The 9,357-nt window shown below is 72.0% G+C and carries 9 protein-coding genes; 2 read left to right on the top strand and 7 right to left on the bottom strand.

Annotation, left to right across the window (positions count from 1 at the left end):
* Positions 1-266: 266 nt before the first annotated feature.
* Entirely contained in the window at positions 267-542 is a 276-nt protein-coding gene (locus tag J1M41_RS02270; protein WP_041102637.1) for a DUF1540 domain-containing protein, read from the top strand.
* 9 nt (positions 543-551) lie between these two features.
* Here the strand turns inward: J1M41_RS02270 and J1M41_RS02265 are convergent, their stop codons facing one another.
* The 3 genes from J1M41_RS02265 to J1M41_RS02255 all read right to left on the bottom strand — a co-directional run bounded on the left by J1M41_RS02265 (position 552) and on the right by J1M41_RS02255 (position 3,847).
* Entirely contained in the window at positions 552-1,379 is an 828-nt protein-coding gene (locus tag J1M41_RS02265) for a hypothetical protein (RefSeq protein WP_101967488.1), read from the bottom strand.
* 195 nt (positions 1,380-1,574) lie between these two features.
* Positions 1,575-3,527 (bottom strand): DUF2075 domain-containing protein, encoded by a 1,953-nt coding sequence (locus J1M41_RS02260; protein WP_206451058.1) that lies wholly within the window; start codon positions 3,525-3,527, stop codon positions 1,575-1,577.
* Entirely contained in the window at positions 3,524-3,847 is a 324-nt protein-coding gene (locus tag J1M41_RS02255) for a nucleotide pyrophosphohydrolase (RefSeq protein WP_206451057.1), read from the bottom strand. The genes J1M41_RS02260 and J1M41_RS02255 overlap by 4 nt, the downstream gene beginning before the upstream one ends.
* 80 nt (positions 3,848-3,927) lie before the next feature.
* Here J1M41_RS02255 and J1M41_RS02250 point away from each other — a divergent pair, with 80 nt between their 5' ends.
* Positions 3,928-4,137 (top strand): hypothetical protein, encoded by a 210-nt coding sequence (locus tag J1M41_RS02250; RefSeq protein WP_002857973.1) that lies wholly within the window; start codon positions 3,928-3,930, stop codon positions 4,135-4,137.
* Between the two features lie 104 nt (positions 4,138-4,241).
* On the opposite strand, the gene J1M41_RS02245 is transcribed toward J1M41_RS02250, so the two are convergent.
* The 4 genes from J1M41_RS02245 to J1M41_RS02230 all read right to left on the bottom strand — a co-directional run bounded on the left by J1M41_RS02245 (position 4,242) and on the right by J1M41_RS02230 (position 9,067).
* Positions 4,242-5,042, bottom strand: a complete 801-nt coding sequence (locus J1M41_RS02245) for an enoyl-CoA hydratase/isomerase family protein (RefSeq protein ID WP_206451056.1) — start codon at positions 5,040-5,042, stop codon at positions 4,242-4,244.
* A gap of 62 nt (positions 5,043-5,104) precedes the next feature.
* The gene (locus J1M41_RS02240) at positions 5,105-6,307 is read right to left on the bottom strand and encodes an acyl-CoA dehydrogenase family protein (protein WP_206451055.1); all 1,203 of its coding nucleotides are present in this window, start codon (positions 6,305-6,307) and stop codon (positions 5,105-5,107) included.
* Complete coding sequence (locus J1M41_RS02235) at positions 6,304-7,830, bottom strand: fatty acyl-CoA synthetase (RefSeq protein ID WP_342214052.1); 1,527 nt, start codon at positions 7,828-7,830, stop codon at positions 6,304-6,306. Before J1M41_RS02235 ends, J1M41_RS02240 begins: the two co-directional genes overlap by 4 nt.
* An 88-nt stretch (positions 7,831-7,918) precedes the next feature.
* Complete coding sequence (locus tag J1M41_RS02230; RefSeq protein ID WP_206451054.1) at positions 7,919-9,067, bottom strand: acetyl-CoA C-acetyltransferase; 1,149 nt, start codon at positions 9,065-9,067, stop codon at positions 7,919-7,921.
* Positions 9,068-9,357 lie beyond the last annotated feature (290 nt).

Below are 9,357 nucleotides of genomic sequence, written 5' to 3'. Positions count from 1 at the left end.
GGAGGCGGGGACGGGGGAATCTTCTGCGCATCTGACCCTTCTGAGTGGGCGCGTGGTCGCCAGAAGGGCCAGAGATGCAGAAGATTCCGGGCGGCCGGCGGGCACGACGTCGGTCCATACGACACGCGACAATGCGCAAAATACATTTGCGCTAATCTTCTATTAACTAAGGATCGCCCCTCTTGTGCTATTCGTGAGCGGGAGTAATCTCGATTCCAGCAGCACCGTCCCGGCCCGGGGCGGTCCCGAACCGGGAGGATCACGCCATGACCACCGCCGTCCGCACCTGCGCCGCCAGCGCCTGCGCCTTCAACGCCGAGTCGTCCTGCAACGCCCTGGCCATCACCGTCGCCGGCTCCGACCGCACGCCCGGCTGCGGCACCTTCGTCCAGCTGGACGTCCGCCGCCCGGTGACCGAGGGCGCCTCGACCGTCGGTGCGTGCCACCGCCTCGAGTGCACCTACAACGCCGACCTCGCCTGCACCGCCGAGGGCATCGAGGTCACGGACGTGGCCACCTGCGCCACCTACACGATCGACTGACGCCGCCCCTCAGGGGTGGGCGACCCGCGCCGGGATCGCGTCCAGCAGTCGCCGCCAGGCGTGCCGGGGGCTGTGGTCGAGTCGGCCTGCACCGGGCAGGGCCACGTGCACCGCGGTGGTCTCGCCGTCGCGGATGCGGAGCAGGGTCACCCCGGCTTCGTCCGCGTCGAGGGCGTGGGCGGGGGACTCGGGCAGGGGTTCGGTGCCGACCTGCAACGGGGTGCTCTCGCCCGGCAGCAGGCCCAGGGCGACGGCGTCGGCCAGGTCCGCGAGCACCTCGGGGGCGGTGCCCAGCACGTCGTCCGCCAGGTCTGCGAGCTCAGCCTGGTCGACGAGTCCGCGCGACGTGAGCGGCAGGGTGTGGCGGCAGAACACGGCGACGCCGTCGACGTCGTGCAGCAGGATCCGCTGGGTCTCGACGACGCCCACGCGCACCCGCGGGCCGACGTCGGCCACGAGGTCCGCGACGCGACCGCGCAGCCCCAGCTCCGCGACCTCGGCCGAGTCCCGGCACCAGCGCAGGGTGCCGAGCAGATGCACGGACGCCAGGCGGGTGGGGAGCGTGAGGTCCAGGGCGTCGCGCAGGACGTCCACGCGCACGTCCAGCGGCGCGGGCGTGTGGAACGCGCCGAGCGAACCGAGGAGGTTGGGGACGTGGGCGACCACGAGGCGGCCGTCCGCGCTCACGCCGTGGACGGCCGTCGTGAGCGTCTCGCCGGCGCGGAAGGCCGTGACCTCGACGGAGCCCTCGCCGCGGAGCAGCCGCTGGGCCAGCAGCAGACGACGGGGCGCCACGGGCGGCAGCGGATGGGCGGGGTGCGTGGAGGCGTGGGCCATGGGGGTCCTTCCGGCGGGGGTCCGAGAACCAGTAAGGCACACCTCAGTGATATACGCAAGGCGAGTGTTGTGTATTTGTCGCACACGGGGCGGTGGGGCGTGTGTCAGGGATCGTCTGCGCATCTGACCCTTCTCGGCGGCCGTGGCGGGGCCAGAAGGGTCAGGTGCGCAGAAGATTCCCGAGGGTAGGGGCTGTCACTCCCGGGTCCGCTGCCGGGATCGGCGGAGCTCCTCAGCACGACGACGGGCCTGCTCGAGGTCGTCCGTGGAGGGAATGAACTCGACCTCGGCCGTGTGGCCGACATCGACGGTGCGCAGGACCTCGCCCGGGCGGCCACCCGGAGGGATGCCGAAGGGCGCCGACGTCACGTCGGGCCCGCTGATGCCGGGGAACCAGCGGGCGAACTGCTCCCGGAGACCCGCGTCCACGACGTACAGGTAGGTCCCGCGGACGCCGCGGGTCAGGAGCACGTTGTAGATGTTGATGACGTACTCGCGCAGGTCCTCGTCCGAGTAGGTGCGGCTGAGGTAGCCGTTGTTCTTCTTGCCGCCCGTGTCCGCATAGTCGGCACGGGAGAAGACCACCCGCTGGGCCGTGTCGTCCCACTGCAGGTCGGGGCCGATGACGACCCCGGCGTAGTTGAGGTCGTATCCCTGGAGGGTATGGATGGAGCCGATCTCGTCCAGTGAACCGGGGGAGTCGACCCAGTCGGTGTCGGCGACGTTCCACGGCAGCCGTACCCCGTCGAGCTCGATGTCCCAGTCCGGCTTCGACGGATTCGTGCGGAAGCCCTTGCTCTGCCACTTCCAAGCGAACCCGGCGGCAAGACGGGCGAGCGTGAACTCGGTGTCGCGCGCACGGATCGCCTCGCGCATCGCGCCGAAGTCCGTGAACATGCGCAGGTCGTACTCGCCCAGGTCCGGGGCCGGAGGGTGCTCGCCTCGGAGGAGTTCGCCGAAGAAGTCGACGTATGAGTCGGACGCCTTGACGCGGAGCTGTGACACCAGCGCGTGGTGACGGTGTTCGGCGTGCGCCCGCGCGAGGAGGGCGTCCATCGTCGCGGCGTCGAGGTCGGCCGGACGCACCGTCTGGCGCGGGTCCACGAGCAGGACGACGTCCCTGGCCTGCTGGGTGATCCAGTCGAGCTGGGTGTGGGAGACGTCGTCGTCGCCGAAGAGGCGCTGGTTGATGGCCGTGTACTTGTTGTTGAGGGCGCCGTTGGACTGCGCCGAGCGCAGACCGAGGCGGTGGGCCTCGTCAACGATCAGGATGTCGTAGGGCTCCTCGGCGTCTCCGACGTTCCACACGGACAGCACCATGGACGGGTGCAGCCCCGGCGTCCGGCGGAAGACACGCTTGAGGGACTGGCGGAGGGACTGCTGCGGCACGACGATCCCGATGCGCAGACCACGGCCCTCGGTGCCGCGCAGCAGGGCGTTCCGGTTGGCGTGGGTGAACAGGTCGAAGAAGTCGTGGTCGGAGCTGAGATCCACCTCGACGTCCTCCTCCGTGAGGTTCGCGAGGTCCACGAGCAGTTTCGCCAGGAACACGCCCACCACCGTCTTGCCGGTGCCGGGGCCGCCCTGAATGACGAGCGGGCCGCGATCGACGTCGTCATCGGCGACGAGCAGCCGGACGATGTGCCGCAGCGATGCCTCCTGCTCCGGCGTGAGCACCTTGAAGGGCGAGAGCTTGAACAGGGTGCTGTTGAGGATCTGCTCGCGGGAGCGGCTGAACACCTTCTCCGCCCGCAGCCGCTCGAAGATGTCCGCGAACATCTCCTGGTAGCGCGTGCGGTCGTAGTAGTCCGACTCCGTCATGCCGGCGTTGCGGTTCAGGACCTCGCGGGCGCCGTCGCCGCTGAGCATCTGGATGAGGTAGCGCTCCAGGTCCAGGGCGGCGGACTTGTTGAACTCGTCATGGAGCACCACGCGCATCGTCGTCAGGCGGGCCTTGCGCGGGTCCATGTGGTGCTGTCCTCGTCGGGCGACGACGTTCGTCGTCTCGCCGACGTAGACCTGCTTCTCATTGTCGATCACGTACACGGCGGGCCAGTCCCGCATGCGCGCGTTCTTCTCCTGCTCGGGGGGAAGGGCGCCCTTGAACGGCAGGCGTTCCAATGTGTACCCGGCGTTGTGGTCGGTCATGACGACGTCGCCTCCTCGTCCCCGCCTGTCGGCACCGGGTGCTTGACCCGTGTCTTCACCAGCTTGGCCTGGATGATCTCATCCACGTCCCAGCCCATGTGGTCCGCGAACATGAACGCGTAGGTCAGCACGTCCGCCAGCTCGTCCTGCACCTCGTCCATGTCCGCGCCGTCCTCCGCCCACTGGAAGTGCTCGAGCAGCTCCGCGGCCTCGATGCTGATGGACTTGGCGAGGCTGGCCGGGGTGTGGAACCGGGCCCAGCCACGTTCGGCGATGAACTCGCGCAGCTGGGCCAGGGTCTGTTCGTGAGCGGTCGTCATGTCTGCATCCTGCCGCATGCGGCGAAGAACGGGGCTAGCCGCCCAGCCACCCCGTCCACCCCACCCAGTACGCTCGCCCCATGAAGATCGGTCTCCGCAAGCCCAGCCTGAAGAAGTCCATCAAGGCCCGCACCACGGGCCGCGCCAAGCGTGCGATCAAGCGCAAGGTCATCCCCGGCTACGGCCGCAAGGGGATGGGCTGGCTGCGCGATCCGAAGCGCGCCGCCTACAACGCCGTCTACCGGCGTACCACGGTCGGCCTGGGTGACGTCCTGAAGATGTTCAAGTGACCTCCACGCCCTCGCGCACCTGACCGGGGTCGGCCCGGTGGAGGCGCGCCGCCGGCCTGGCCGCTCACGGCCCGGTCCGCGGCCCCCGCTCACCGGCTCGCCCCTCACCGGCCCGCGAACGCCTCCACCCGCCGCACGGCCTCCGGGTGCTCGGACGCCGCCGCGATCGACGCCGCCTCCTGCCGCACGTGTGCGCGCAGCGCCTCGACGTCGGCCCCGCGCGCCAGCGCCTTCGTCGGCCCGTAGGTGTGCGCCGGACCGGCCACCAGCTCGTCCTCGAGCTCCGCCAGACGCGCCGTGAACGCGTCCCCGGCCACCGCCTCGGTCGCCAGGCCCCATTCGACGGCCTCGGCCCCGTCCAGGCGCCGCCCGCCGAGCAGCAGCTGCGTCGCACGCACCGGCCCGAGCACCCGCGGCAGCCAGTAGGACACGCCCGTGTCCGGTGTCATCCCGAGCGCCGAGAACGCCGTCACCAGCTGCGCATCCTCGCGCACCAGCACGACGTCGCCGCCCAGCATGAGCCCGAGCCCCGCCCCGGCGGCCGTCCCGTTGACACCGGCCAGCACCAGCAGGCGAGAGCCCGTCAGCGCCACCGCGACCTCGCCCGCCGCCTCGCCGAGCTCCTGGATCATCGCGCGCCGCTCCGGCCCGGCGGGGGAGGCGGCCATCGCCTGGACGTCCCCGCCGCCGCAGAAGATCCGTCCCGCGCCGGTCAGCGTGAGCACGTGCACGGACTCGTCCGCCTCGGCCGCGGCGATCGCCGCGAGCACCTCGCGCGCCATCGTCAGACCGAGCGCGTTGCCCTTCGTGGGCCGGTTCAGCGTCAGCCGCACGACGCCGGGCCGCGTCTCCACGAGCACGGCGGGGGCGTCGTCGGAGGAGGAAGGGGTGGGTGCGGTGGTCATGTCAGCTCCTAGGGGTCGGAAGGTGGGGGCAGGTGTCGGCCACGGGAACGGCCGGCCGGGGCTCACGCGAACGCGCTCATCCCGGTCAGGTCCCGGCCGAGGATCAACGCCTGCACGGACTCGGTGCCCTCGTAGGTGTGCAGCGCCTCGACGTCGGCGAAGTGCCGCATCACCCGGTGTTCCAGGAGGATGCCGTTGCCGCCGAGCATGTCCCGGGCGATCTGCGCCACCCGGCGCGCGCCCCGGGTGCAGGCGTACTTCAGCAGGGAGGCCTGCTCGTCACGCAGCCGCCCGGCCGCCTGCAGACGGGCCACGGCCACGCAACGAGTCTGCATCGCGGTCACCTCGTCCAGCATCTGCGCGAGCCGTTCCTGCACCATCTGGTGCGCTCCCAGCGGCTTGCCGAACTGCTCCCGCTGCCGGGCGTAGGCCAGCGCGGCCTCGAACATGGCGGTCGCGTGGCCCAGCGCGGACCAGCCCACGTTCACGCGGGTGGCCACCAGCACGCGCGCGGCGTCCTTGAACGTCGCCACGCCCGGCAGCCGCGCGTCGTCGCCGACCCGCACGTCGGTCAGCGTGATCTCCGCCTGGTGGATCGCCCGCAGCGCGCCCTTGCCCGTGATCACCTCGGCCTCGTAGCCGGGCGTGGACTGCTCCACCACGAACCCCTTGACCTGCCCGTCCTCGGTGTCCCGCGCCCACACGATCGTGATGCCCCCGGCCGCCCCGTTGCCGATCCACTTCTTGGCGCCGTTCAGCACCCAGCCGCCGGCGCCGTCGGGCCGAGCGGACGTCTCGAGGGACACCGAGTCCGAGCCGTGCAGCGGCTCCGTGAGCGCGAACCCGCCCGGCAGCGTGCCGCGCGCCACCGGCTCGAGGTACCGCTCCTTCTGCTCCGGGCCGGCGCAGTGCACCAGGGCGCGCAGCACGAGCCCGCCCTGCACGGCCGCAGCCGCGGCCATCGACCCGTCCGCCCGGGAGATCTCCATCGCCACCAGGCCCGCGGCCAACGGCGACATCACCGGGTGCCCCGGCACCTCCAGCCCGTCGGTGAGCAGGTCCAGCTCGCCCGCCCGCGCCACCAGGTCCAACGGGTACTCCGCCCGGTCCCAGTGCCCGTCGATCCGCTCGAGCACCTCCCGGCCGTAGGCGCGGCCGCGGTCCCAGTGCGCGCGGTCCTCCTCCGTGGCCTCCCCGAACGCGTCCAGGTAGTCGACGTCCAGGGGCGTGACGACGTCGTAGGTCGGCTTCTGCGTGCGCGTCACCGGGCCTCCTGCGTCCGCTCGGCGCGCAGCGCGCGCTTGAGCAGCTTGCCCGACTGGTTCCGCGGCAGCTCCGCCACGAAGTCCACGCGCTTGGGCACCTTGAAGCCCGCCAGGCGCTCCTTCACGTGGGCGCGCACGGTCTCCGCGGTCAGCTCGGCCCCCTCCTTGAGCACGATGACGGCGGTCACCGCCTCGATCCACCGCTCGTCCGGCAGGCCGATGACGGCGACCTCGGCCACCTCGTCGAACTCGTAGATCGCGTCCTCGACCTCGCGCGGGGCGACCAGCACGCCGCCCGTGTTGATGACGTCCTTGATGCGGTCCACCACCTGGATGTAGCCGGCCGCGTCCTGGGTGACCTGGTCGCCGGAGCGGAACCAGCCGTCGTCGGTGAAGGCGTCCGCGGTGGCGTCCGGGCGGTTCCAGTAGCCGGAGAGCAGCTGCGGCGAGCGGTACTGGATCTCGCCGGGCTCGCCGGGCGCGGCGGGGGCGCCGTCGGCCGTCATCACCCGCGCCTCCACGTGGAACACGGGGCGGCCGCACGAGGCCGGCCGCGCGTCGTGCTCCTCGGGGCGCAGCACGGTGCACAGCGGGCCCAGCTCGGACTGGCCGAAGCAGTTGTAGAAGCCGATGCCCGGCTGGCTCTGACGCAGGCGCTGCAGCACGGTCACCGGCATGATCGAGGCCCCGTACTGGGCCTTGCGCAGCGAGGAGAGGTCGCGCGTGGCCAGGTCCGGATGGTTCGCCAGCGGCACCCAGACGGTGGGCGCCAGGAACAGGGAGCCGATGTGCTCGGTCTCCACGAGCTCGAGCATCCGGGAGATGTCCGGGGTGGCCAGCAGGCGCACCGTGGCGCCGAGGCTCAGGTAGGGGAGCAGGAACACGTGCATCGCGGCCGAGTGGTAGAGCGGCATGGCCACCAGGGGGCGGTCCTCGGCCGTGAAGTCCAGCGCGATGATCGAGGAGAGGTACTCCGCCACGAGCGCCCGGTGGGACATCATGGCGCCCTTGGGGGTGGAGGTGGTGCCGGAGGTGTAGAGCAGCTGGGCCAGGTCGGTGGCCGACACCTCCGCCTCCGGGGCGGCGGCGTCCAACGTCTCGTCCTGGGCGGTCTCCAGCACGGAGGGCTCGGCGTGGCCGGCGGGGAGCATGGTCCACACGTGCCGCGGAGCCGACGCGCGGCCCTCGGCCCGGACCTGGTCGACGCGCTCGAGCATGCCGGCGTCGGCCACGAGCAGCTCCGCACCCGAGTCCTCGAGGGCGTGCGCGAGCTCGCCGCCCTTGAGCGCGAAGTTCACGGGCACGTGCACGTAGCCGGCCGTGACGCAGGCCAGGAAGAGCAGCGCGTAGGCGTCCGAGTTGGTGGCGTAGGCGGCCACCCGGGTGCCGGCCGGCAGGCCGGTGCCCTGGAGGCGGCGGGCCACGCGGTGCGCTCCGTCCCGGAGCTGGGCGTAGGTCCAGTCGCGGTCCTCGAAGCGCAGGGCGACGGCCTGCGGGGAACGGGCGACCGCGCGTGCGAACACGCGGCCGATCGTGTCCTCCGGGGCGGGGGAGAGGTGGGCTCGGCGGGGTGGGTGATCTGGCCTGGCATGGGAACCTCCGGGGGATGGGTCAGAGACGCTCGATCACGGTGACGTTGGCCTGGCCGCCGCCCTCGCACATGGTCTGCAGGCCATAGCGGCCGCCGCTGCGCTCGAGCTCGTGCAGCAGCGAGGTCATCAGGCGGGCGCCGGTGGCGCCGATGGGGTGGCCCAGGGCGATCGCCCCGCCGTTGACGTTGACCTTCGCCGGGTCCGCGCCGGTCTCGCTCAGCCAGGCCAGCACGACGGCGGCGAACGCCTCGTTGATCTCCACGAGGTCCATGTCGTCGATGGTCAGGCCCATGCGCTTGAGCGCGTACGCCGTCGCCGGGATCGGGGCGGAGAGCATCATGACGGGGTCGGCGCCGCGGGCGGAGAGGTGGTGGATGCGGGCTCGCGGGGTGAGGCCGTGGCGGCGCACGGCCTCCTCGGAGGCGAGCAGGAGGGCGGCCGCGCCGTCGGACATCTGGGACGCGGTGGCCGCGGTGTGCAGCCCGCCGGGGACGATCGGGTCGAGCGAGGCGATCTTCGTGGCGTCCGGGGTGCGGGGGCCCTCGTCCGCGGTGAGGCCGGCGAGGGGCAGGATCTCGCGGTCGAAGCGACCGTCGGCCTGGGCGGCGAGCGCGCGCTCGTGGGAGCGCACCGCGAACTCCTCCAGGGTGTCCCGGTCCAGGTTCCAGTGCCGGGCCATCATCTCGGCCCCGCGGAACTGGGAGATCTCCTCGTCCCCGTAGCGGGCGGCCCAGGACTCGGAGCCGGTGAACGGGTCGGGGAGGCCGAGATCGCGGGCGGCCGTGTTGGACCGGGAGAGCGGGATCGCGGACATGGACTGCACGCCACCGGCGACGACGAGGTCCGCCGTCCCGCTCATGATGGCCTGCGCGGCGTAGTGGACCGCCTGCTGGCCGGAGCCGCACTGGCGTTCGACCGTGGTGCCGGGGACGTCCTCGGAGAGCCCGGCCGCGAGCCAGGCGTTGCGCGCCACGTCCATGGCCTGTGGGCCGAGCTGGTCGATGCAGCCGAGGATGACCTCGTCGTACTCGGCCGAGTCGATGTCCTGGCGGGCGACGAGCTCGCGCAGCGGCGCGGCCGCCAGATCGAGGGGATGCACGCCGGCGAGCCCCTTCCCTCGGCGACCCACGGGGGTGCGGACGGCGTCGATGATGTAGGCCTCGGGCATGGGGGCTCCTCCGGACGGCGGGGACGTGACGCCGATCACGCTATTGCTTGGACATCCAACGATCAAGAGTGTGACGGGATCCGTTGCGGCGGCCTGGAGGAGCGCCGTTTCGTCAACGAAAGCGGCTCGGGGCGCGCCGTTTCGGCTACGAAAGCGCTGGGGCGGGCGTCGCCTCGCCCTGGTCAGGACCCCCTGCCCCGGGCCTACCGTGAGGGCCAGCGGCGCGCACCCGTGCCGCTGAGACGAGAGGAGCCGGCCATGGCCACCCCGCACACCCCCGACCCCCAGGA

The organism is Micrococcus sp. KRD096 (assembly GCF_017168495.1).
GTDB classification, from domain to species: domain Bacteria; phylum Actinomycetota; class Actinomycetes; order Actinomycetales; family Micrococcaceae; genus Micrococcus; species Micrococcus luteus.
This window is presented reverse-complemented; position numbering and strand designations above follow the sequence as displayed.